The sequence below is a fragment of the Acinetobacter sp. AND/436 genome (assembly GCF_049546925.1).
GTDB lineage: Bacteria > Pseudomonadota > Gammaproteobacteria > Pseudomonadales > Moraxellaceae > Acinetobacter > Acinetobacter indicus.
On sequence record NZ_JBMXBO010000001.1, the window covers coordinates 320,364 to 342,727 of the forward strand.

Here is a 22,364-nt window from a genome sequence, read left to right on the forward strand (position 1 = left end):
CCCTATTGTTTCTGTTCTGAAGTCGTCGGCAATGAAATCACCACAGTTTGTGCGGTGGGTGGTGAATACATGCGTAACTGGGTTACGGCACGTGTCCCGATCTGGGCGGTGGCACCAAAGGTCTGCTGTTCAATCAGCAGACGGCCCCACTCGGCATTGAGATCATCGCGCTCACGCATAAAAGAACTGAGCTGACGATAATCATGTCGATATTCAAACACCTGAAAGACCACCATGAGCGCACTGATAAACACCAGGGCCAACAAAATCAAATAGACGACCATTTTTTTCAGTCGTGACTGTTCTGTATTGTTTTCAACTGCTTTGGTTTTCATTCTTCGCCTGTTCAAGCTAACTTTTCAGCCACACGCAGCCACGCACTACGTGAACGCGGATTGGCTTTGACTTCCTCTTCACTCGCACAGATACGAGCAATCTTTTTTAAACGGCGGGTATCTTGTTGTACTTGCGGCAGCCCCCAACCGGTATCTTCTGCCAAGCTTGATTCTTTTTGAATAAACTGTTTAATCAAACGGTCCTCTAAAGAGTGGAAGCTAATGACCGCCAGACGGCCTTCAGGCTTCAGCACTTCCACGGCCTGAGGCAAGAAAATATCAATATCTTCTAATTCTTTATTAATAGCAATACGAATGGCCTGAAATGTTCGCGTTGCCGGATGTTTATGCTTTTCCCATTTTGGATGGGCAGTTTTTACAATTTCGGCCAGCTGGCCGGTGGTTTCAATCAAACCGGCGTTTTTAATGGCTTTAGCTATACGGCGGCTATAACGTTCTTCGCCATATTTAAAAATAATATTGGCCAGTGCTTCTTCTTCAATCTGCAGCAGCCACTCTGCCGCGGTTTCACCTTGCGAGTTGTCCATACGCATATCCAGCGGGCCATCCTGCATAAAGCTAAAACCGCGTTCAGCCTGATCCAGCTGCGGAGACGATACGCCCAGGTCGGCCATCACGCCATCGACCTGTTCAATACCACGTGCGGCCAGTTCCTGCTTTAAATCGGCAAAGCTGGCATGAATAATTTTAAACCGCGGATCTTGCTGTTCCAGTTCTGCTGCAACCGCTAAGGCTTGTGGGTCTTTATCAAAGGCATACACACGCGCATGTTCATCTAATTTGGACAGCAATAAACGGGTATGCCCGCCGCGGCCAAAGGTGCCATCGACATAAATTCCTGTATTGCGTTCTGCCAGCAAGGCATCAACAGTTTCGTGGAGTAATACAGAAATATGCGACATAGGGATTCAATCAATACAGCCAAAATTTAACTGCACATTATTACCTTGTTTTGACAAAGCTCCAAACGACTTTTTGTACAGAAATATTACTTTTCATAGAGAAAACCGTTTTGTGATTTTGCCAAATATTCAAAAAGCCTCACAAGGAGGCTGTTTGAATTTATTTTTAACCAGTATGCAGACAATTAACGTTTGCTGCTATAAATCTGGTCGAAGATGGCGCCGTTCGCAAAGTGGGTTTGCTGCGCTTTGGCCCAGCCACCAAATACTTCATCAATGGTGAAGGTTTTCAGTTTCGGGAACTGATGCGCATACTTAGCCAGTACCTTTTCATTGCGTGGACGATAGAAATGTTTGGCTGCCATTTCCTGTCCCAGCGGTGAATATAAATAGTTGATATAACCGGTTGCCAGCCACTTGTTGCCATTGCGCTCTACGGTACGGTCAACAATTGCCACTGAAGGCTCGGTTAAAATCGACATCGATGGATAAACAATATCAAACTTGTCTTTACCCAGTGTTTTCAGGGTCACCAGCGCTTCGTTTTCCCAGGTCAGCAGTACATCGCCAATGCCGCGTTCTGCGAAAGTGGTCATTGAGGCACGTGCTGCAGAGTCCATCACTTTAACGTTGTGATACATCTTGCTGACAAAATCTTTGGCTTTGGCTTCATTGCCACCCGGCTGTTTCAATGCATAGCCCCATGCAGACAGGTATACCCAACGTGGCAGACCACCGGTTTTCGGGTTTGGAGTAATAATCTGTACGCCCGGTTTGGTTAAATCGGTCCAGTCTTTGATGTGCTTTGGATTGCCCTTACGCACCATAAATACGATGGTTGAGGTATATGGTGCCGAGTTATGCGGGAACTCTTTTTGCCAACCCGGCTGGATCTGGCCCGATCTGACGATTTCTTCAATATCGTTGGCCAGTGCCAAAGTCACCACATCACCTTTCAGGCCATCGACCACTGAACGCGCCTGTTTGCCTGAACCGCCATGAGACTGCTTGAAATTCACGCTTAAACCGGTGCGCTTTTTCCAGTAATCACCAAACGAGGCATTAAATTCATCATAGAATTCGCGTGTCGCATCATAAGACACGTTTAAAAATTGACGATCTGCTGCCTGGGCAGAATTGACTGTTGCCGCAAGGCCGGTTGCCAGCAAAGCCGCTGAAAATAAAGCTTTAATTTGAGATTTCATGACAGCACAAATAGGTTATCTACATTAATGCTAACTATATGAAATAAAATCATAAATCGCAATTCAGAAAAATTTTTACTTTCGTTTTAAGATGGGCAATTTTTTCTTTTAATCATTTGTTTTTCTTTTAAAAAGCAGCATAACCGATGGGCCAAAATCAGGTTATAGCTTTTTATGGAATAGATATTCAAAAATATGAATAAACCCGGCTTTCAAACGCTTAACGAGATGTCCTGATTTAAAGCAAGATTAAGATGAGATAGCCCGCGCTTGATCCATTCACCTAAATACCCAGTTACATATCAATAAAATGCGAAACTTGCATAATTATATATAAAAAAATATGATATAAGATAAGTTTTGTTGCTGATCTTCACTTTCTCTTCACAGTTATTTGCTAAAACATGTACTCAACAGCGAAATGTGAATAGAAGTAACCAGCAGCCTGACATTTTTTATATTTTTGTAAAAAGTGTGATGCAGTTCTCACTTTTTACATTTTATCTGTGGTTATATAGTAGCCACAACGTAGAAAAATTAAATCCAAAACCAGTTTGGGGGAGTATCAGGATGAAACAGTCAGTCTATGTACTGTGTTTAAGTTTAGGATTGGGCCTGATGGCGCAAACCAGCCATACGGCAGTGGTTAAAAATACCCATACTGCGGTGAAAATGACGCCAGCAAAACCTTCCCTCATTGAAAAAGCTCTGTTGCAGCAAAAAGAACAGTTAGGCACCACCAAAACAGACAAGCTGCAAGCCGATAATGACCTGAAAATGATGACGTCAATTAAAGCAGCGCCAACCCAGAATTTCTTTGCTTCACAAAACCAGCGTTTTAGCCGTTTTGTACAATCCTTCTTCAGCTCGAACCAGTCTTAATTGACCGGATTGAACTGAACCTGCGCGCGACTGACTCCCCCTCAAGCCGCGTGCTGTTGCAGCCTGATCATCGAATGCAGAATAAAGCATTAAGTGATCAGGCTTTTTCGTTATAATAGATTCCAATTTACATTCTGACTCATTACTGATTATGACTGTTCGTACCCGTATTGCTCCTTCTCCTACCGGTTTTCCGCATGTAGGCACTGCATATATTGCCTTGTTTAACCTGTGCTTTGCCAAACAGCATGGCGGCGAGTTTATTTTGCGTATTGAAGATACCGACCAGCTGCGCTCGACCCCTGAATCTGAACAAATGATTCTTGATTCTTTGCGCTGGTTAGGCCTGAACTGGTCAGAAGGTCCAGATGTGGGTGGCCCACATGCGCCATACCGTCAATCGGAGCGTATGGACATCTATAAACAGTATGCCCTGGAACTGGTTGAAAAAGGTCATGCCTTCTACTGCTTCGCGACTGCAGAAGAACTGGACCAGATGCGTGCTGAACAGCAAGCACGTGGCGAATCTCCACGTTATGACGGTCGCGGTTTACAGCTTTCTGCCGAAGAAGTTCAGCGTCGTCTGGCGGCAGGCGAACCACATGTAATCCGCATGAAGATTCCAACCGAAGGCATCTGCAAATTTAACGACATGCTGCGCGGTGAAGTGGAAATTCCTTGGGCGCAAGTCGACATGCAGATTCTGCTAAAAACAGATGGCCTGCCAACCTATCATTTAGCCAACGTGGTCGATGACCATTTAATGCAAATCACCCATGTCATTCGTGGTGAAGAATGGATCCCATCAGCACCGAAACATCAGTTGCTGTATCAATACTTTGGCTGGGATATGCCAGTACTGTGCCACATGCCGCTGCTGCGTAACCCGGACAAATCCAAACTGTCAAAACGCAAGAACCCGACTTCAATCAACTACTATAAAGACATTGGCGTACTGCCAGAAGCCTTGCTGAACTATTTGGGCCGCATGGGCTGGTCAATGCCAGACGAGCGTGAAAAATTCACCCTGGCAGAAATGATTGAACACTTTGACATCAACCGTGTGTCTTTGGGCGGTCCAATCTTTGATGTGGAAAAACTGAACTGGCTCAACGGTCAGTGGATTAAAGCCCTTTCTCCGGCTGAACTGCTGGATACCTTGTTAGCCTGGAAAGCTGATCGTGCCAAACTGGAAGAAATTGCTGCCGCGATTCAGCCACGTATCAACTTATTATCTGAAGCCGTGAACTGGTCTGCGCACTACTTCAACCATTTCCCGACACTTTCAAAAGAACAGTTTGAAAATAAAAAACTGTCTGAAGAACAGGTTCGTCAAAGCTTGCAGTTTACCATCTGGCGTCTGGAAAGTCTGTTCACCTGGAACAATGACACCGTGAGCCAGACCTTAATGGACCTGGCCGCACAAATGGAAATTAAACTGCGCGACTTTATGCCGGCATTCTTTATTGCCATTGCCGGTTCAACTGCCTCTACGCCAGTGATGCAGACCATGGTCACTATTGGTCCGGATTTAACTTTTGCCCGCCTGCGCCATGCGCTGGAAATTGTGGGCGGACCAAGCAAAAAAGAGCTAAAAGCTTGGGAAAAACTCAATGAAAGCTTAAAATTGCCGAAAAATGATGCAGTTGATGCAAGTTAATGCAGTTTTTTGTTGACGTGTGAGCATTATCTTCATAATATAGCGCTCACACAGACTGGGGCCATAGCTCAGTTGGTAGAGCGCTACAATGGCATTGTAGAGGTCAGCGGTTCGATCCCGCTTGGCTCCACCATGGTTTCATAATTGTGTTGCCTCAATAAGTCCCTATCGTCTAGAGGCCTAGGACATCGCCCTTTCACGGCGGTAACCGGGGTTCGAATCCCCGTAGGGACGCCATATTTAAGCTCACTTTTAAAGTGATCTGATAAAAAACCCAAGCATTATGACTTGGGTTTTTTATTGCCTGTTGTTTTATTTTGCTGTGCTTTTTTGCTTTCTGATGTATTCCGATTAAAATAAACCACAGATTAGAATTTTGGAGTTGTAATGCAATACCGTTGCCCGAAGTGTCAAAGCCCGAAAATCATGCCTGTTGCGCAAGCAGGCCAAGCAGCTCCACGTCCGGTGGTGCCAAAAAGCCTGGTATTTCTGATTCCAGCTATTTTTATTTTATTGCTGCTGGTGCTGATTAGTATTGCCATGTGGATTTTTGGGGATGGTGCGGGCACTACCCTGCAAACAGCAACCGTAATTGTCTTTGTGATCTGTTTAATTGCTGGCTTCATGTTCTATCGTGATTTGCCAGATTTTAAAATTTCAATGCAGGCTTTTATGCAAAACCAGAAGAAATGGAAATGCCGCGAATGCAACCATGAGTGGGAAATCTGATTTTTCTCATTGATTCAAACAAAGCTGCATCTGGCGTTGATCAGGATAGCTCCCAACGCCAGCCCATGATTATAAAAAGGTAAAAAATCATCTCCTTCAATGAAGTGCTAAAAGTATTGCACACTTCCTGCGATCGCTACACGCCTTCCTTCTATATCTATATAGCGCGACCAGGATAATACCCATCTCTTTATAGCTCTCTATTCAAACTACATAAAAAAACCAGCCCGAAGGCTGGTTTTTTATTTAGATGGGATTAACCACCAATTTTGCGATATTTCTGACGCTTGGTAATCAGGTCATCACCATCACGTTTACGACGGTATTCTTCGAACTCCGCATAGTTACCAGTGAAGAATTCAGGGGTTTCACCTTCGAATGACAAGATGTGCGTTGCAATACGGTCTAGGAACCAACGGTCATGCGAGATCACCATCACGGTACCCGGGAAGACCAGAATTGCATCTTCAAGTGCACGTAAAGTTTCGATGTCCAGGTCGTTTGACGGTTCATCGAGCAGGATGACGTTAGCGCCCATTTGCAGGATTTTTGCCAGTTGTAAACGGTTACGCTCACCACCTGACAATTGACCAACACGTTTTTGCTGATCTTGGCCTTTAAAGTTAAAGCGACCAATATAAGCACGTGACGCAATTTCGTATTCACCAATACGTAAGATGTCTAAACCGCCAGACACTTCTTCCCACACGGTTTTGTTGTCATCTAGCGTGTCACGAATCTGACCCACGTAAGCGACTTTAACCGATTCACCCAGTGTTACCGTACCGGTATCTGGCTGCTCTTCACCAGTCATCATACGAAACAGTGTGGTTTTACCTGCACCGTTCTCACCCACAATACCGACAATTGCTGCAGGTGGTACAGTGAAGGTTAAATCTTTATACAGGGTACGATCACCAAATGACTTGCTGATGCCTTCAACCTCAACCACCTTGTTACCCAAACGTGGACCAGGTGGAATGTAGATTTCAGAAGTTTCGTTACGCTGCTGGAATTCGCGTGAGTTCAGCTCTTCAAAACGCTCCATACGCGCTTTGTTTTTCTTTTGCTGACCTTTGGCATTTGAACGAACCCATTCAAGTTCTTTTTTCAATGCCTTCGCAAAAGATTCTTCCTGCTTCTGCTCTTGCTCTAAACGCGCGTTCTTTTGCTCTAACCAAGACGAATAGTTGCCTTGGTATGGAATACCATGTCCGCGGTCAAGCTCCAGAATCCACTCAGCCACGTTATCGAGGAAGTAACGGTCGTGGGTAATCGCCACGATGGTGCCCGGGAAGTCTTTCAGGAAACGTTCTAACCATGCTACAGATGAAGCATCTAAATGGTTCGTCGGTTCGTCCAGTAGCAGCATGTCTGGTTTAGACAATAGCAAACGGCACAGTGCCACACGACGGCGCTCACCACCTGAAAGCTTAGTCACATCTGCATCCCATGCTGGCAGGTTTAATGCAGCAGCAGCTTGTTCCAGCTGGTTATTCAGGTTGTGTGCATCCCAAGTCTGAATAATCGCTTCCAGCTTTTCCTGCTCTTTTGCAAGCGCATCAAAGTCTGCATCTTCAGCCGCATATTCAGCGAATACTTCGTCCAGACGCGCTAATGCATCAAGGGCTTCACGCACGCCATCTTCCACGTTACCACGAACGTCTTTGGTTGGATCGAGCGGTGGTTCTTGCTCAAGGTAGCCGATTTTAATTCCTGGCTGTGCACGTGCTTCACCAGAGAAATCTTTATCTACGCCCGCCATAATACGAAGCAAGGTCGATTTACCTGCACCGTTTAGACCAAGCACACCAATTTTTGCGCCTGGGAAAAATGATAAAGAGATGTCTTTTAAGATTTCGCGCTTCGGCGGAACCATCTTCGACACTCGGTTCATCGTATAAATATATTGGGCCACGTAGGACTCCTCAATAGAAAAACCAATTTCGGGGGCAAAACCGCCACCCCTACTCAAATGAGCGAAAAAATAATCGGCTATTATACCTGAAAGCCAGAAAAAGATAAGGGATCGGCCTCATCTTCCACGCTTTGTTACAACTCTTTAAAGTGCCCAAAATTCAGGCATACATTGCAGCCTTATCCGCCGTTGAAATTTTAAAATGAGGGCGTCTTTATGAAATTTAAAGATAATTATTGCAGATATTTCCCTCTTTATTTCATAAATAGACCTGCTACACTTGATCAAAATATAACTCACGCAAGATGAACGAAAAATGACGTATAAAGCTGAAACTTTGGCCATTCATGCTGGCTACACCCCTGAACCGACCACCAAAGCTGTGGCAGTACCCATTTACCAGACCACCTCTTATGCCTTTGACAATACCCAGCACGGTGCCGATCTGTTCGATTTAAAAGTACAAGGCAATATTTATACCCGTATCATGAACCCGACCACGGCAGTGCTGGAACAACGCGTGGCAGCGCTCGAAGGCGGGATTGGTGCGCTGGCACTCGCATCGGGGATGGCGGCAATTACCTATACCATTCAGACTCTGGCCGAAGCCGGCGATAATATTGCATCGGTTTCAACCCTGTATGGCGGTACCTACAACCTGTTCGCACATACGTTGCCCAAACAGGGCGTCGAAGTCCGTTTCTTTGATTATCAGAACCCGGAAGCCTTACGCGAACTAATTGATGACAAAACCAAACTGGTTTTTGTGGAATCCATTGGTAATCCGCTCGGCAATATTATTGATTTAGAAGCCATCTCCCAAATTGCGCATGAATATGGCATTCCGGTGGTGGTGGATAACACGGTGGCCACACCGGTGCTGCAAAAATCCTTTGATTTTGGTGCCGATATTGTGGTGCATTCGCTGACCAAATATATTGGCGGTCATGGCACTTCGATTGGTGGAATTATTGTCGATAGCGGTAAATTCCCGTGGGGCAAATATCCTGAACGTTTTAAATCCCTAAATACCCCTGACCCAAGCTATCACGGAGTGAATTATGTCGAAGCCTTGGGCGAAGCAGCCTTTATTGCCCGCGCCCGCGTGGTGCCACTACGCAATACCGGTGCAGCGATTAGCCCACATAACGTTTTCCTGATTCTACAAGGACTGGAAACCTTAAGCCTGCGCATGGAACGCCATACCGAAAATGCCCAAAAAGTGGCGGAATATTTACAGCAGCATCCAAAAGTGAAATGGGTCAATTACGCCGGCTTAAAAGATCATCCACAACATGCGCTGGCGCAAAAATATGTCAAAGGCAAACCATCTGCGATTCTGTCTTTTGGTGTGCAAGATGGCCGTGAAGGCGGTACCCGTTTTATTGATGCGCTGCAACTGTTTACCCGTTTAGTCAATATTGGCGATGCCAAGAGCCTGGCCTGCCATCCGGCTACCACCACCCATCGACAATTAAATGATGAAGAGCTGAAAGCGGCGGGGGTAAGTGAAGATATGGTGCGTTTATCTATCGGGATTGAACATGCCGATGACTTAATTGCCGATTTGAAACAGGCTCTCGCTGCCGTATAAAAACTCATCAGTTCAAGTTTTATACTGGCATCCTGCTGATTTATTTCAACAGGATGCCTTTTTATTTTAATTTTTCCTTGAATGTCTTTGCATTAGCTTTATTTCATGGTAAAAATAAGAATAGCCAGCGTATTAAAATAGAGCAATTACTCTAAATTCATCTAAAAATTCAACCACTTATTTCATAGCTTTTTTTACACAATCGGCTATCATAAAGCCAAGTAAATTAGTCCAGATCACGGTAGAATTTGGATAAGCAATCTCAATAAAAACGACAATCTGGGAACTTAAATCAGGAATATTAGCGTGAAGCCAAAATTAGAGAAACTTTTTCAAAAGCGTGTAAATGGTAAAGTTGCCCTTATTACAGGTGCATCGAGTGGTATTGGTTTAACCGTAGCACATAAACTAGCCGATGCAGGTGCGCATGTGCTTTTGGTGGCACGTACTCAGGAAACGCTTGAACAAGTCAAAGCTGAAATTGAAGCACGTGGTGGCAAAGCTTCAGTTTTCCCTTGTGATCTAAACGATATGGACTCTATTGATGCCGTATCGCAACAAATTCTCGCCTCTGTCGATCATATTGATATTTTAATTAACAACGCAGGCCGCTCAATCCGTCGTGCAGTACACGAGTCGGTTGATCGTTTCCACGATTTTGAACGCACCATGCAGCTGAATTATTTTGGTGCTGTGCGTTTGGTACTCAATATTTTGCCGCAGATGATGCACCGCAAAGATGGTCACATCATCAACATTAGCTCGATTGGTGTATTGGCCAACGCAACGCGCTTCTCGGCTTATGTAGCATCTAAAGCCGCACTAGATGCGTTTAGTCGCTGTCTATCTGCAGAAGCGCATACACACAAAATTGCGATTACTTCGGTGTATATGCCACTGGTTCGTACCCCTATGATCGCACCAACTAAAATTTATAAGTACGTGCCAACACTTTCACCTGAGCAAGCAGCAGATTTAATTGCCTATGCGATTGTGAAACGTCCGAAGAAAATTGCGACACACTTGGGTCGCTTGGCTTCAATCACATATGCGATTGCACCAGATATTAACAACAAACTCATGTCAATTGGTTATAACCTGTTCCCAAGTTCATCGGCTTCGGTGGGTCAGCCACAAAAGCTGAACTGGGTACAAAAAGCGTATGCCCGTTTGTTCCCGGGTGAACACTGGTAAAACAATCCTTTTAAAGACCTGTCTAATGACAGGTCTTTTTATGTTATAAAACCCCTCATTTTGAACAGTTAAAGTAAGACTATGCGGACCTTTTCCCTTATTCTGCAATATGGGTGTTTTGCCTTTGCCCTATTTCTGGGCTATCAGGTGGCGATGGCGCTGTATCATCAGGATTATGAGCTGATGGAATTGATTGCCGATGTGGGCACGATTCTGATCTGTATTGATTTAGGTGTGTTTTTATTTTCCAGTAAAGCTGCCAATAAGCTGAGTTTGCAGGAATATGCCAAACAGCTGGAACAGCCGCCTACGCCACTGGTGAGTTTTACCCGCAAGCTGGGGCATTTGGGCATTATGCTGATTTTATGTAGCTGGATTGTGCCGATGGTCAATTAAATAGGGCAATAAAAAAACCTCCCAATTGGGAGGTTTTTTCAGAGCTAAAGATTACTTCGAACCTTTAATCCCGGCTTGCAATAACAATGCACCTAAACCACCAATCTTATTGTCTTGTGGTTTGGCCGCTTGCGGCTTTTTGCCCTGAGGGCGATCACCCTGCGGACGCGCCTGTTGCGGACGTTTACCCTGCGGCTTACGTTCAGTACGCTGTTCGTTTTGGTCACGGCGTGGCTGACGTGGCGCTTTCGCTGCTGCAGCACCTTCCGGACGCATCGACAGGTTCACACGGTTACGCTCAACATCTACCGTTAAAACACGTACTTGGACAATTTGACCCGGTTTCACCACTTTATGCGGATCAGACACGAATTCATTGGCCAGTTCAGAAATATGGACTAAACCGTCCTGATGCACACCGACATCCACAAAGGCACCGAAGTTGGTCACATTAGTGACCACACCTTCTAGCTGCATGCCTTCAGACAATTGTGATACTTCAGTAATATCATCACGGAATTTAGCGGTACGGAATTCCGGACGCGGGTCACGGCCCGGCTTTTCAAGTTCACTCAGCACGTCCTGAATGGTTGGTAAACCAAACTGGTCATCCACAAATTCTTCTGCATTGACCTGACGGATAATTTCAGTATTGCCAATAATATCTTTGACTGTGGTCGCTTTGGCTTCCACAATTTTAGACACCAGCGCATACGACTCCGGGTGCACCGCAGAGGCATCTAAAGGCTCAGAACCATTTTGAATACGCAAGAAACCTGCCGCCTGTTCAAAAGTACGCTCACCTAAACGTGGCACTTTTTTCAGGGCCTGACGATTATCAAAACGGCCATTTTCCTTACGGAAGTCCACGATTTGCTGGGCAATTGATTTGTTCAGACCAGCGATATAACCCAGAATTGCTGCAGATGCCGTATTCACATCCACACCCACCGAGTTCACACAGTCTTCCACCACCGCTTCCAGGGTTTTGGCCAAACCAGTCTGGTTCACATCGTGTTGATACTGACCCACACCAATTGATTTCGGATCAATTTTCACCAGCTCTGCCAATGGATCTTGTAAACGACGGGCAATGGACACTGCACCGCGAATCGACACATCCAGTTCTGGAAGTTCTTGTGAAGCCAGTTCAGAAGCTGAATAAACCGAAGCACCTGCTTCAGACACCGAAACACGGGTCAGTTTCAGGTCAGAATTCGCGGCCATCATTTCAGCCACTAACGCTTCAGTTTCACGGCTTGCGGTACCGTTACCAATCGCGATTAAATCGACGTTAAATTCACGGCAAAGACGCGCCAGTTCCGTTAATGAACCTGCCTTATCATCTTTTGGTGCAAATGGATAAATAGTGCTGTGTGCCAATACATCGCCTGATTCATTCACTACCGCCAGTTTCACACCGGTACGGATGCCCGGGTCAACGCCCAGCGTCGTACGTGCGCCAGCAGGTGCAGACAGCAGCAGATGACGGAGATTTTCAGCAAACACCTGCATTGCTTCTGCTTCAGCCGCCAGACGTTTTTCAGTCAGTAAGGAATGCTCAATGGTCGGGCGAACTTTACCCAGCCAGAACAGTTTTGCGGTCTGCTTTAAATAGTCCTGACGCGCTTGTGGCTGCACGGCATCTAAATTGTATTCGGTTTCAATACGTGCCAGTGGTGCTTCATCTTCACCATCAACTTTTAAGCCCAGCACGTTTTCCTGACGGCCGCGCAGCATGGCCAGCAAACGGTGCGATGGTACTTTGTTCAGGCTTTCAGAGAAATCGAAGTAATCACGGAATTTTTTACCAACTTCTTTTTTCTCATCACTGGCCACCAGACTTTTCAGCACGGCGGTTTTGGCGAAGGTTGCTTTCAGTTCAGTGGTGAGTGCAATATTTTGCGCCCAGTCATCAATTAAAATGTGCTGAATGGCATCGAGCTGGCTTTCCAGGTCTGGATAATCTTCATGGCTAAAGCCGGCAAGCGCTTCTACTGGATCAATCGCTTCTGCAAAGATTTTCTCTGCGATTGGACCCAAGCCGGCTTCTTTGGCTTTAAAAGATTTGCTGGTACGTTTTGGACGGTACGGCGCGTAAATTTCTTCTAAGGCATTTTTAGTTTCAGCCGCATTCACACGTGCCAATAAATCATCAGATAATTTATTTTGTTCTTTTAGTGATTCAATCACTTTTTCACGGCGTTCAAACAAATCACGCAAATACGCTAAACGTGTATCGAGCTGGCGAAGTTGCGTATCGTCTAAGCCCTGCGTTACTTCTTTACGGTAACGTGCAATAAAAGGAACACTGGCACCTTCATCAATGAGTTTGATGGCAGCTTCTACCTGATTTGGACGTACGGCAAGTTCTTTTGCCAACTGCTGAACTAAGTCAGTCATCGTGTTTGATCCCACAAGGATAAGTACTAAATGGCATGATTATAAAGACCAGGCCCATAAAATCCACAATTGTTTTATGAAATTTACAGATGGCGATTCTTGCCAATTCGCAGATATTTCACATTTTTGCGGTAAATTCATCATTTCGGGGCCTTTTCTTCCCCAAATTGTGGGATTTATCTTCTATCATAGATGTATATATTTGGTATCTATGTCTTGATTTTAACTGCAATATTTGTTGCTTTAGAGCATAGTCAAGGCATACAGATGAATCGTATACTCAAAGTCAGTGAAAGCTTTGCATACGACCACAATAAAGAATAAAGGAGCACATCATGAGTTTAGTTGTACCTGCTGAAAATACAGATGCCGTACATACCGAAACTGACCGCGTTGAACGCATTCTCGTTGTCGATGATGATGTGCGTTTGCGTACGCTGTTACAGCGTTTTCTGGAAGATAAAGGTTTCGTGGTCAAAACTGCCCATGATGCTACGCAAATGGATCGCCTGTTACAACGCGAGCTGTTTTCCCTGATCGTGCTCGATTTCATGCTGCCGGTTGAAGATGGCCTGAGCATTTGCCGCCGTTTACGCCAGTCCAGTATTGATACGCCAATTATCATGCTGACCGCACGCGGCAGCGACTCAGACCGTATTGCCGGCCTTGAAGCAGGTGCCGATGACTATCTGCCAAAACCGTTTAACCCTAACGAACTGTTAGCGCGTATTCGTGCCGTATTACGCCGTCAGGTGCGTGAAGTCCCAGGCGCACCAAGCCAGCAGATGGAAGTGGTCAGCTTTGGCCCGTGGGCACTGGATCTTTCGACCCGTACCCTGACCCGCGAAGGTCAAGTCGTGACTTTAACTACAGGCGAGTTCGCGGTACTAAAAGCATTGGTACAACATCCTCGTGAACCGCTCACCCGCGATAAACTGATGAATCTGGCGCGTGGCCGTGAATGGGGCGCAATGGAACGTTCGATTGATGTGCAAGTGTCTCGCTTACGTCGCCTGATTGAAGAAAACCCGGCACGTGCGCGTTATATTCAAACGGTGTGGGGTGTGGGTTATGTCTTTGTTCCAGATGGTGCGGAATAAAGCTCACTCATCGAATCTATGACGGAGTCTTACGGTCTATTCCCCACTGATGGGATACAACCTGCGGTTCGCCTTACTTTTGTTTCGGCAAAAGTAAGCAAAACCATTGTCATCCGCAAAACTCGGCAAATTCCGTCATTTCAACCAATATTTCGCAGAAACATAAGTAATTTACTTGAGTCCTGCCTCAAACAGTTGCGGATGACCTAACGCGTATCCAATTTTGGGGGAGAACTTTCCCTTTTTAAAAAGGACTCATTGTGAAACTCGACCCCATCGATCCACAAGACTTTACCGACTTTGAAACCTATTCAGAACGCAAACGCACGCCGTGGGAACGCTTTCTGGATAAAATCAAACCGCGCTCGGCTGCCATGCGGACCACCGTGCTGGTGTTGTTTGTGGTGATTTTCAGTCTGTTTATGTCCCTGTGGTTCTTTTGGCGCACCCTGTATCTGCCGGAAATCCAGCAACATGCCCGTTATCTGGCGGTTGAACTGGAAATTCTGAACAATCCGGAATTACGGATTTTCCATAATGATGCCGAAGTCGATGTCGATGCCTGGCTAAAAAACCGCGTCGGGATTGAATACATTACCGATCCCAAGGAATATCCGAATGTCCGTGACAAGGTTATTGCCGAATTCTTTACCCGACAAATCGAGAAAAAACTGGCCAATGAACTCAAAGCCGATGATGTAACCGTGTATTTCCAGTTCAAGCCCAGCCCACGTATCTGGATTCAAACGCCGGAAATGAACGGCCACTGGGTTCGTGAACCATTAAAAACCTATGCCAACTACAGTCCGGAACTGGTGTTTGGCTGGCTGCTCGGCATTCCGCTGCTGTCTGCGATTATTATTCTGACCCTAGTACGACAGCTAAACCGGCCATTACGCCGCCTGCAGGAAGCGGCCAACACCTATAGTCAAACCGGCAAAGCGCCTTATTTAGAAACCAATCATGGCCCACTGGAAATCCGTCAGGTGAACCAGGCCTTTAACCAGATGATTTTCACCCTGGAGCAGACCGAGCGCGACCGCCGGATTATGCTGGCCGGAATTTCGCATGACCTGCGCACACCCCTGACCCGGATTCGCCTGAGTGCAGAAATGATGCCGGATGAAGACTTTTTAAAAGAAGGCCTGATTTACGATGTCGAAGATATGGACGCCATTTTGGACCAGTTCATTTCCTATATGCGTGATGGCTCGGATGAAGAACTGCAAGATACCGATTTAAATGCCTTGTTACAGGAACTGGTGATCCAGTTTAAACCGCTGGACATTCGCTTTAGCCCGGAAGAATTACCAATTCTGCAGGCACGTAGCCTGTCGCTGAAACGTTTAATTGGCAACCTGATTAACAATGCCAAACGTTATGGCACCGAACCGATTGAGCTATCTGCCAAGGTACAGGAACAGTTTATCTGCATTAGTGTGGCCGATCATGGGGAAGGCATTCCTGAAGATCAGATTGAATCTTTAATGCAGCCTTTTGTGCGTGGGAATGCCGCACGTACCGTCCAAGGTAGCGGTTTAGGTCTGGCCATTGTGAAACGGATTGTCGATATTCACCAAGGCGAGCTGATTATTCGCAATCGCGAGCAAGGTGGACTGGAAGTCATCATCTCTTTACCGCTGCCCGAACAGCCAGATGACGAAAAAAACAACAGCAGCACCCTAGAAAAAATTAAGCAAAGTATTACAGAACATTTCTAAATCATGCTCAAACATTGATCAATCAGTTCTTGGTGAAGATTTGTCTTTTAATTTTTATTGTTGATTTTTCAACAAGATAAAAAGCATCAAATATATTTATACCTGCATTTTTTGAAAAAATTAGACCTTAGCCTAACAGGTATGCAAAATGGCTTTTTTGATGGGTACAATCGCCATCAGTTCTGATTTTTCAAACGAGAGTAAACCATGTCCCTAGATCGCATCCGTTTAGCTTCCCTACATGACAAGGTTATGAGTGCGGAGCAAGCTGCTCAATTCATCCAAGACGGTATGACTGTTGGTATGAGTGGCTTTACACGTGCCGGTGAAGCGAAAGCTGTTCCTTTGGCTTTAGTGAAACAAGCACAAGCGAATCCTCTAAAAATTACATTAATTACTGGTGCGAGCTTAGGGAACGATCTCGACAAACAACTGACTGAAGCCGGTGTACTGGCACGTCGTCTGCCTTTCCAAGTGGATAACACTTTACGTAAAGCCATCAACAAAGGCGAAGTCATGTTCATCGATCAGCACTTGTCTGAAACAGTTGAGCAAATGCGTAACCAGCAGCTGAAAAAGCCAGATGTAGCGGTAATTGAAGCCGTTGCAATTACTGAAGATGGCGGCATCGTGCCAACCACTTCTGTAGGTAACTCTGCAAGCTTTGCAATTTTTGCTGAAAAAGTCATTGTTGAAATCAACACCAACTTAAGCCCGGCATTTGAAGGCTTACACGACATTTATATCCCGACCTATCGTCCAACCCGTCAACCAATTCCATTGACCAAAGTTGACGAGCGTATCGGTACTCAAGCAATTAACATCGATCCTGCAAAAATCGTTGGTATCGTATTTAACAGCGAATTACATGACTCTCCATCAACTGTCACTGCACCAGATGACGAGACTCAATCAATTGCCAACCACTTGATCGCATTCTTTGAAAAAGAAGTAGCTGAAGACCGTTTACCGAAAAACCTCGGTCCTTTACAAGCAGGTATTGGTTCAATCGCTAACGCAGTATTGACCGGCTTGAAAGAATCAAACTTCGAAGACCTGATCATGTACTCAGAAGTACTGCAAGACTGTACTTTCGAACTGATTGATGCCGGTAAAATGAAGTTCGCTTCAGGTTCATCTATTACCCTGTCTGCGAAATACGGCGAGAAAGTATTTAACAACCTGGAACAGTACAAAGATAAACTGGTTCTGCGTCCACAAGAAATTTCAAACCACCCTGAACTGGTACGTCGTTTAGGTATTATCGGCATCAACACTGCGCTTGAGTTCGATATCTACGGTAACGTGAACTCCACTCACGTATGCGGTACCAAAATGATGAACGGTATTGGTGGTTCAGGTGACTTCGCGCGTAACGCTCACCTGGCCATCTTCGTGACCAAGTCTATTGCCAAAGGCGGTGACATTTCATCTGTCGTTCCATTTGCATCGCACATTGACCATGCAGAACACGACGTTGACATTCTGGTGACTGAACAGGGTCTTGCCGATCTTCGTGGTCTGGCACCGCGTGAGCGCGCTCGTGCGATTATCGACAACTGTGCACACCCAATGTACCGTGATGCATTAAACGACTACTTCGACCGCGCATGTGCAAAAGGCGGCCACACTCCTCACCTGTTACGTGAAGCGTTGGCTTGGCACAGCAACTTCGAAGAAAACGGTCACATGCTGGCCCAAGAAGCAGCGGTAAAAACGGCTTAATCTCGGCCTGAATCAGATCTAAAAAAACGCTCCTCTGGAGCGTTTTTTTATGGCTGGACAGTTTCCCCTGTCACGTCATCTATTATCGGGTCGGGTTGCGTAACTGTGAGCTAATATCGGGGAACAAGCTATTGCCCAGATTCATCTCATAATCGACCACGCCTAACGAAACATTGGGTAAATCAAGCTGGATCTGCCCATCCGGGCCACGAAATGGCGCCAGCAGGATTTCTAGGCCACGTAGCGGGTTATCCGACTGCAGACCGGCGGCAATCGCCAGAATATGCTGCCGCAACGCGGGAGAAAGATGATCCATATTGACCGGTTCTTTGGCCGGCATGGTAATCAGGACAGGCGGGTCCGGGTCAATGACCCGGTTTTGAGTGTCCTGCTGAATTTGCATGATCCGGTGCTGTAATGCCTTACGCTTTGCACGATCTTCCTGATACGGAATAAAGCCCACTTCCTGACGTAGTTCAGGTTCTGCCATGACCTGAAGCGTTGCTAGACGCTCGGGTTGCGCCCAGACCGACGTTGAGCCGATTCCCAGCATAATCATTACAGTCGAGGAGAACATCTGAAAGCGCGTCATACACGGCCTCCTGAACAGTAATGAAACATGTCTCTCTATTAAGCGCCAGAATGCAATCTTATTCAGCAGGATTCGTGTTATTGAGCTGTTATTAGCGTAACTGTGTTCCCGATCTGATCAGACCCAGTGAATCTTGAAGATGAAAGATGAAAGATGAAAGATGAAAGATGAAAGATGAAAGATGAAAGATGAAAGATGAAAGATGAAAGATGAAAGATGAAAGATGAAAGATGAAAGATGAAAGATCATGCTGCCATTTTTAAATGCCATAAAAAAAGCCCCTGCAATGCAGGGGCTTTTTGAATATGGTGGCGAGACCCAGGATCGAACTGGGGACACACGGATTTTCAATCCGTTGCTCTACCAACTGAGCTATCACGCCGATGCCGTGTATTAAGCCGCATCTGGGGAAATTAGTCAATATAAATCATGACATTTTTATTTAATCGAGTATTTTTTACCCAAAAAAAATCCCTGATGGGATCAGGGATTGAAAACGTTTAAACGTTTGAATATGGTGGCGAGACCCAGGATCGAACTGGGGACACACGGATTTTCAATCCGTTGCTCTACCAACTGAGCTATCACGCCGATGACGCGTATTAAACAATCTCCATCCGGTGCCGTCAAGCAGCTTTTGCATAAATTCAAGTATTTGTTTACTTTTACAGCATTTTGTGCGCTGTCTGCTTATTTTTTAAGTGAAACGCCCATGATTCCAGTCATTTGCAGGCCAGCAGATAAAAAAAGAGAGGCGCTTGGCCTCTCTTGAATTTCATTTTAAATCGTTTAGAGCTTGTCCAGATGCGCCAGACAGCGGTGAATTGCGCCACAGCCCGGTTCAAACTGATTCACGCCTTTGGCTTCTTCCATGCGGCAGACTTCACTGACCAGACGCTCGGCCACACCACGACCACGATTGGCCGGATGCACCACAATATATTCCAGGGTCCTGCTTTCGCCCTGCCCGGTACACCAAATTGCACCAATTAATTTTGTATTAAATTCTGCGGTATAAAGTAGGGTATACTGGTTCAGATGTTGCTCGAGTTGCTCTACCGCATCCTGGCCATCACCAAACTCTGGACTGGTGTCATACAGTCGCTCAAGCTGGCTGCGCACTTCATCATTTTCCAGTGAAGTATAAGCATGTACGGTAATAGGCATTGATTAACCCTCCTGAGCAATCTAATATGCTGGGACTTCGTCGCAGCGAAACATTTTTACATCCATCATTTTTAACGTTTTTTGAGGAACGTGTCCATGACAGAGCGTATCAGTGAAGTGGTAAGAAACACTAACGAAACCAAAATTCGAGTTCGTTTAAACCTCGACGGTACCGGTCAAGGCACACTCAACACTGGTATTCCATTTTTAGACCATATGATTGATCAAATCAAGCGACACGGTTTGTTTGATATTGATATTCATTGTGATGGCGATCTGGAAATTGATGACCACCATACCGTAGAAGACTGTGGTATTACCCTGGGTCAGGCCTTTGCACAGGCACTGGGCGATAAAAAAGGCTTAAAGCGTTATGGTCACTTCTATGCCCCACTCGATGAATCTTTAAGCCGTGCCGTGGTGGATTTATCTGGTCGTCCGGGCCTGTTTATGGATGTACCATTTACCCGCGCCACCATTGGCCGTTTTGATGTCGATTTATTCTCTGAATTCTTCCAGGGCTTTGTGAACCACTCGCTAATGACCGTACACATCGACAACCTGAAAGGCAAAAACAGCCACCACCAGATTGAAAGTGTGTTTAAAGCATTTGCGCGCGCACTGCGTATGGCCTGTGAAATTGATCCACGTGCTGCCAATACTGTGGCATCGACCAAAGGTACCCTGTAATGACCCGTATTGCCCTTCTTGATTATGGCATGGGGAATTTGCACTCTGCCGCCAAAGCCTTGGAACACGTCGGTGCTACGGTGGATGTCACCAATGACCCGAAACTGATTGCCCAGGCCGATAAAATCGTGTTTCCGGGTGTCGGTGCCATGCGTGACTGTATGCAAGGCATGCATGAAGCCGGGATTGATGACGTGGTACGTCAGGCGGTGTTTAATAAACCGGTACTGGCCATTTGTGTGGGTATGCAGGCGCTGATGCAACATTCCGAAGAAAATGGCGGTGCCGATGCACTGGGTATTTTTGAAGGGGTGGTAAAACGCTTCCCGGAGGTTGAAGGTCTAAAAGTGCCACACATGGGCTGGAACCAGGTGCATCAGGTTGACCCGAGCCATCCAATGTGGAACAACATTGAACAGGATGCACGTTTCTATTTCGTGCACAGCTTCTATGTCGAGCCGAAAGACAGCACAATTGTGGCAGCGACCTGTGACTATGGGCTGCAATTCTGTACCGCCCTGCACAAAGACAACCTGTTCGCGACCCAGTTCCACCCGGAAAAAAGCCATACTGCTGGTCTGCAACTGTTAAAGAACTTTGTCGACTGGAAGATTTAACACCCTTCCTCTGTTGCGCAAGATGTATAAAGCCGGGTTCGTCCCGGCTTTGTTTTCACCTATTTTTTATTTCTTTCTTTTTTAAGCAATTTTTAGTAATATTTGACTGCTTTTTATACAACTCAATAAAAATAAAACAGGTAATTCAAAAATGCATAGCACCACTCATACCCAACACATCACGACACAAGATTCGGCACTCAGCGCGGCGGGGCGTTTTGGACGTTTCTCCTATCTGGCCTGGAACTGCCTGATTGCACTGTTAATGATTCCGGTTTTTCTGGTTTTGACCCTGCTCTTTCCCGGGCTGATGAATATTGATCCTGCTGGCGGCATTCCGCTCACCCCGCTGGTGCTGGGCGCACTGATTTATCTGGGGGTGTTATATCTGATGTTTATTTTCACCATCCGCCGTCTGCATGACCGTAACCATACCGGCTGGCTATCGTTACTGATGCTGGTTCCAGTGGCCAACCTGTTGCTGATGCTGTATCTGTTTTTCGCCCCGGGTGATCAACGTGTTAACAGCTATGGTCCACCACGTGCTACGGCTGGCTGGGAAGCGGCGCTGGCCTGGATTTATATTATTCTGTTGGTACTGCTATTTGCTTTTGCCATTTTTGGTGCAGTACTGGCCTAAAAGGTCCCGCTTGCTTAAAATAAGGCCTGACAATTCAGGCCTTATTTTTATCGCCAGCCCAAGGAAAAGATGGCATGAGCTTATCTTCAACATCACCCCATATGCCCTCTTCCAGCCAGCTGGAACAGCTGCCGCGCTTTCAAAGTCTGCCACCCTCTAAAATTCATCTGATTCAAACGCTGGCCGAATGTCAGCACTATGCGCATGAACTGAATATTGCAGCGGTACTCGGCTTTGATTCGGAATCCAAACCGATTTTTAAAAGTGGCGAAGTGTCGGATGGCCCGCACCTGATTCAGCTGGCGACGCTAGATCGGGCCTATCTGTTTCAGATGAATGAGGAAATCTGGAACTTTCTTAAGCCAATCTTCGCCAACCGTGACCAGATTAAAGTCGGCTTTGGCCTGAAAAATGATGCCCATCTGTTTCGCAAAAAAGGCGTAGAACTGAACAGTGTGCTGGAACTGTCCAAATGCTTTCACAGCTTTGGCTTTAAAAACCCGGTCGGATTAAAACATGCCATGGCGCTGCTGTTTCAGGTCTATTTTCCCAAAAGCAAACGGCTCAGCACCTCGAACTGGGCCAATCCGGTATTAAGCACAGCACAAATGGAATATGCCGCCGCCGATGCTTATGCCCCGGTACTGGTTTTTGAAGAATTGTTGCGTTTGGGCCTGTTGCCGAAACAGATTCCCAATACCTCGCTCAAACTCAGAATCCGGCCATCTAAAACCCCGCCCTAAACCGCTCTGGAGATCAAGCTGCACAGGCCGCCCGATTTTCCTGATCTCCCTGTTTACCGCCTGACATAGCATAGGCTGTTTTTGTTTTTGCATGGCTTTGTTGCATAAATATGTAAGCATCTGATTTAAA

At 46.0% G+C, this 22,364-nt stretch carries 20 protein-coding genes and 4 tRNA genes; 15 read left to right on the forward strand and 9 right to left on the reverse strand.

Annotation, left to right across the window (positions count from 1 at the left end):
* Positions 1-2: 2 nt before the first annotated feature.
* The 3 genes from ftsL to ACPEPR_RS01560 form a co-directional block, all read right to left on the reverse strand.
* Positions 3-335: a cell division protein FtsL gene (ftsL, locus tag ACPEPR_RS01550; protein ID WP_005180539.1), complete on the reverse strand. Its 333-nt coding sequence runs from the start codon at positions 333-335 to the stop codon at positions 3-5.
* Between the two features lie 11 nt (positions 336-346).
* Complete coding sequence (gene rsmH, locus ACPEPR_RS01555; protein ID WP_423561848.1) at positions 347-1,258, reverse strand: 16S rRNA (cytosine(1402)-N(4))-methyltransferase RsmH; 912 nt, start codon at positions 1,256-1,258, stop codon at positions 347-349.
* Positions 1,259-1,443: 185 nt separating this feature from the next.
* Positions 1,444-2,463, reverse strand: a complete 1,020-nt coding sequence (locus ACPEPR_RS01560) for a sulfate ABC transporter substrate-binding protein (RefSeq protein WP_005180543.1) — start codon at positions 2,461-2,463, stop codon at positions 1,444-1,446.
* A 570-nt stretch (positions 2,464-3,033) separates the two neighbouring features.
* Here ACPEPR_RS01560 and ACPEPR_RS01565 point away from each other — a divergent pair.
* From ACPEPR_RS01565 to ACPEPR_RS01585, 5 genes are all read left to right on the forward strand, one after another.
* Positions 3,034-3,345 carry a hypothetical protein gene (locus ACPEPR_RS01565; protein WP_005180544.1) on the forward strand — a complete coding sequence of 104 codons (312 nt, stop codon included), beginning with the start codon at positions 3,034-3,036 and terminating at the stop codon, positions 3,343-3,345.
* A gap of 151 nt (positions 3,346-3,496) precedes the next feature.
* Positions 3,497-5,005, forward strand: a complete 1,509-nt coding sequence (gene gltX / locus ACPEPR_RS01570) for a glutamate--tRNA ligase (RefSeq protein WP_423561849.1) — start codon at positions 3,497-3,499, stop codon at positions 5,003-5,005.
* A gap of 57 nt (positions 5,006-5,062) precedes the next feature.
* Positions 5,063-5,138, forward strand: a tRNA-Ala gene (locus tag ACPEPR_RS01575).
* A gap of 28 nt (positions 5,139-5,166) precedes the next feature.
* Positions 5,167-5,242 (forward strand) — tRNA-Glu (locus tag ACPEPR_RS01580).
* 150 nt (positions 5,243-5,392) lie between these two features.
* Positions 5,393-5,734 (forward strand): hypothetical protein, encoded by a 342-nt coding sequence (locus tag ACPEPR_RS01585; protein WP_005180548.1) that lies wholly within the window; start codon positions 5,393-5,395, stop codon positions 5,732-5,734.
* Between the two features lie 256 nt (positions 5,735-5,990).
* On the opposite strand, the gene ettA is transcribed toward ACPEPR_RS01585, so the two are convergent.
* A complete protein-coding gene (gene ettA / locus ACPEPR_RS01590; protein WP_005180550.1) occupies positions 5,991-7,652 on the reverse strand; it encodes an energy-dependent translational throttle protein EttA in 1,662 nt (553 codons plus the stop codon).
* Between the two features lie 316 nt (positions 7,653-7,968).
* Here ettA and ACPEPR_RS01595 point away from each other — a divergent pair, with 316 nt between their 5' ends.
* The 3 genes from ACPEPR_RS01595 (at position 7,969) to ACPEPR_RS01605 (ending at position 10,836) form a co-directional block, all read left to right on the forward strand.
* Positions 7,969-9,246 carry an O-acetylhomoserine aminocarboxypropyltransferase/cysteine synthase family protein gene (locus tag ACPEPR_RS01595; protein ID WP_423561850.1) on the forward strand — a complete coding sequence of 426 codons (1,278 nt, stop codon included), beginning with the start codon at positions 7,969-7,971 and terminating at the stop codon, positions 9,244-9,246.
* Positions 9,247-9,552: 306 nt separating this feature from the next.
* Entirely contained in the window at positions 9,553-10,440 is an 888-nt protein-coding gene (locus ACPEPR_RS01600) for an SDR family NAD(P)-dependent oxidoreductase (RefSeq protein WP_423561851.1), read from the forward strand.
* An 81-nt stretch (positions 10,441-10,521) separates the two neighbouring features.
* Positions 10,522-10,836: a hypothetical protein gene (locus ACPEPR_RS01605; protein ID WP_005180556.1), complete on the forward strand. Its 315-nt coding sequence runs from the start codon at positions 10,522-10,524 to the stop codon at positions 10,834-10,836.
* A gap of 51 nt (positions 10,837-10,887) precedes the next feature.
* Here the strand turns inward: ACPEPR_RS01605 and ACPEPR_RS01610 are convergent, their stop codons facing one another.
* Entirely contained in the window at positions 10,888-13,239 is a 2,352-nt protein-coding gene (locus ACPEPR_RS01610) for a Tex family protein (RefSeq protein ID WP_005180559.1), read from the reverse strand.
* Between the two features lie 335 nt (positions 13,240-13,574).
* Here ACPEPR_RS01610 and ompR point away from each other — a divergent pair, with 335 nt between their 5' ends.
* From ompR to ACPEPR_RS01625, 3 genes are all read left to right on the forward strand, one after another.
* Positions 13,575-14,339: a two-component system response regulator OmpR gene (gene ompR / locus ACPEPR_RS01615; RefSeq protein WP_005180561.1), complete on the forward strand. Its 765-nt coding sequence runs from the start codon at positions 13,575-13,577 to the stop codon at positions 14,337-14,339.
* A gap of 260 nt (positions 14,340-14,599) precedes the next feature.
* Positions 14,600-16,060 (forward strand): ATP-binding protein, encoded by a 1,461-nt coding sequence (locus ACPEPR_RS01620; protein WP_075167846.1) that lies wholly within the window; start codon positions 14,600-14,602, stop codon positions 16,058-16,060.
* 207 nt (positions 16,061-16,267) lie between these two features.
* Positions 16,268-17,785: an acetyl-CoA hydrolase/transferase family protein gene (locus ACPEPR_RS01625; protein ID WP_005180567.1), complete on the forward strand. Its 1,518-nt coding sequence runs from the start codon at positions 16,268-16,270 to the stop codon at positions 17,783-17,785.
* An 82-nt stretch (positions 17,786-17,867) separates the two neighbouring features.
* Here ACPEPR_RS01625 and ACPEPR_RS01630 read toward each other — a convergent pair whose 3' ends face one another.
* The 4 genes from ACPEPR_RS01630 to ACPEPR_RS01645 form a co-directional block, all read right to left on the reverse strand.
* Positions 17,868-18,377 carry a hypothetical protein gene (locus tag ACPEPR_RS01630; RefSeq protein WP_423561852.1) on the reverse strand — a complete coding sequence of 170 codons (510 nt, stop codon included), beginning with the start codon at positions 18,375-18,377 and terminating at the stop codon, positions 17,868-17,870.
* 306 nt (positions 18,378-18,683) lie between these two features.
* Positions 18,684-18,759, reverse strand: a tRNA-Phe gene (locus ACPEPR_RS01635).
* Between the two features lie 133 nt (positions 18,760-18,892).
* Positions 18,893-18,968 (reverse strand) — tRNA-Phe (locus ACPEPR_RS01640).
* 198 nt (positions 18,969-19,166) lie between these two features.
* Positions 19,167-19,544, reverse strand: a complete 378-nt coding sequence (locus ACPEPR_RS01645; protein ID WP_016658426.1) for a GNAT family N-acetyltransferase — start codon at positions 19,542-19,544, stop codon at positions 19,167-19,169.
* Positions 19,545-19,640: 96 nt separating this feature from the next.
* Here ACPEPR_RS01645 and hisB point away from each other — a divergent pair, with 96 nt between their 5' ends.
* The 4 genes from hisB to ACPEPR_RS01665 all read left to right on the forward strand — a co-directional run bounded on the left by hisB (position 19,641) and on the right by ACPEPR_RS01665 (position 22,234).
* Positions 19,641-20,234, forward strand: a complete 594-nt coding sequence (gene hisB / locus ACPEPR_RS01650; RefSeq protein ID WP_005180581.1) for an imidazoleglycerol-phosphate dehydratase HisB — start codon at positions 19,641-19,643, stop codon at positions 20,232-20,234.
* Positions 20,234-20,851 (forward strand): imidazole glycerol phosphate synthase subunit HisH, encoded by a 618-nt coding sequence (hisH, locus tag ACPEPR_RS01655; RefSeq protein WP_104491710.1) that lies wholly within the window; start codon positions 20,234-20,236, stop codon positions 20,849-20,851. Before hisB ends, hisH begins: the two co-directional genes overlap by 1 nt.
* Before the next feature lie 151 nt (positions 20,852-21,002).
* Positions 21,003-21,491 (forward strand): DUF805 domain-containing protein, encoded by a 489-nt coding sequence (locus ACPEPR_RS01660; RefSeq protein WP_016658424.1) that lies wholly within the window; start codon positions 21,003-21,005, stop codon positions 21,489-21,491.
* Between the two features lie 74 nt (positions 21,492-21,565).
* Positions 21,566-22,234 (forward strand): 3'-5' exonuclease, encoded by a 669-nt coding sequence (locus ACPEPR_RS01665; RefSeq protein WP_016658423.1) that lies wholly within the window; start codon positions 21,566-21,568, stop codon positions 22,232-22,234.
* The last annotated feature ends 130 nt before the right edge of the window (positions 22,235-22,364 follow it).

Bases quoted from the DNA above. Each gene is read 5' to 3' on its own strand.
- ftsL (WP_005180539.1), bottom strand. From the start codon at position 335: ATGAAAACCAAAGCAGTTGAAAACAATACAGAACAGTCACGACTGAAA.
- rsmH (WP_423561848.1), bottom strand. From the start codon at position 1,258: ATGTCGCATATTTCTGTATTACTCCACGAAACTGTTGATGCCTTGCTG.
- ACPEPR_RS01560 (WP_005180543.1), bottom strand. From the start codon at position 2,463: ATGAAATCTCAAATTAAAGCTTTATTTTCAGCGGCTTTGCTGGCAACC.
- ACPEPR_RS01565 (WP_005180544.1), top strand. From the start codon at position 3,034: ATGAAACAGTCAGTCTATGTACTGTGTTTAAGTTTAGGATTGGGCCTG.
- gltX (WP_423561849.1), top strand. From the start codon at position 3,497: ATGACTGTTCGTACCCGTATTGCTCCTTCTCCTACCGGTTTTCCGCAT.
- ACPEPR_RS01585 (WP_005180548.1), top strand. From the start codon at position 5,393: ATGCAATACCGTTGCCCGAAGTGTCAAAGCCCGAAAATCATGCCTGTT.
- ACPEPR_RS01595 (WP_423561850.1), top strand. From the start codon at position 7,969: ATGACGTATAAAGCTGAAACTTTGGCCATTCATGCTGGCTACACCCCT.
- ACPEPR_RS01605 (WP_005180556.1), top strand. From the start codon at position 10,522: ATGCGGACCTTTTCCCTTATTCTGCAATATGGGTGTTTTGCCTTTGCC.
- ACPEPR_RS01610 (WP_005180559.1), bottom strand. From the start codon at position 13,239: ATGACTGACTTAGTTCAGCAGTTGGCAAAAGAACTTGCCGTACGTCCA.
- ompR (WP_005180561.1), top strand. From the start codon at position 13,575: ATGAGTTTAGTTGTACCTGCTGAAAATACAGATGCCGTACATACCGAA.
- ACPEPR_RS01625 (WP_005180567.1), top strand. From the start codon at position 16,268: ATGTCCCTAGATCGCATCCGTTTAGCTTCCCTACATGACAAGGTTATG.
- ACPEPR_RS01630 (WP_423561852.1), bottom strand. From the start codon at position 18,377: ATGACGCGCTTTCAGATGTTCTCCTCGACTGTAATGATTATGCTGGGA.
- ACPEPR_RS01645 (WP_016658426.1), bottom strand. From the start codon at position 19,544: ATGCCTATTACCGTACATGCTTATACTTCACTGGAAAATGATGAAGTG.
- hisB (WP_005180581.1), top strand. From the start codon at position 19,641: ATGACAGAGCGTATCAGTGAAGTGGTAAGAAACACTAACGAAACCAAA.
- hisH (WP_104491710.1), top strand. From the start codon at position 20,234: ATGACCCGTATTGCCCTTCTTGATTATGGCATGGGGAATTTGCACTCT.
- ACPEPR_RS01660 (WP_016658424.1), top strand. From the start codon at position 21,003: ATGCATAGCACCACTCATACCCAACACATCACGACACAAGATTCGGCA.
- ACPEPR_RS01665 (WP_016658423.1), top strand. From the start codon at position 21,566: ATGAGCTTATCTTCAACATCACCCCATATGCCCTCTTCCAGCCAGCTG.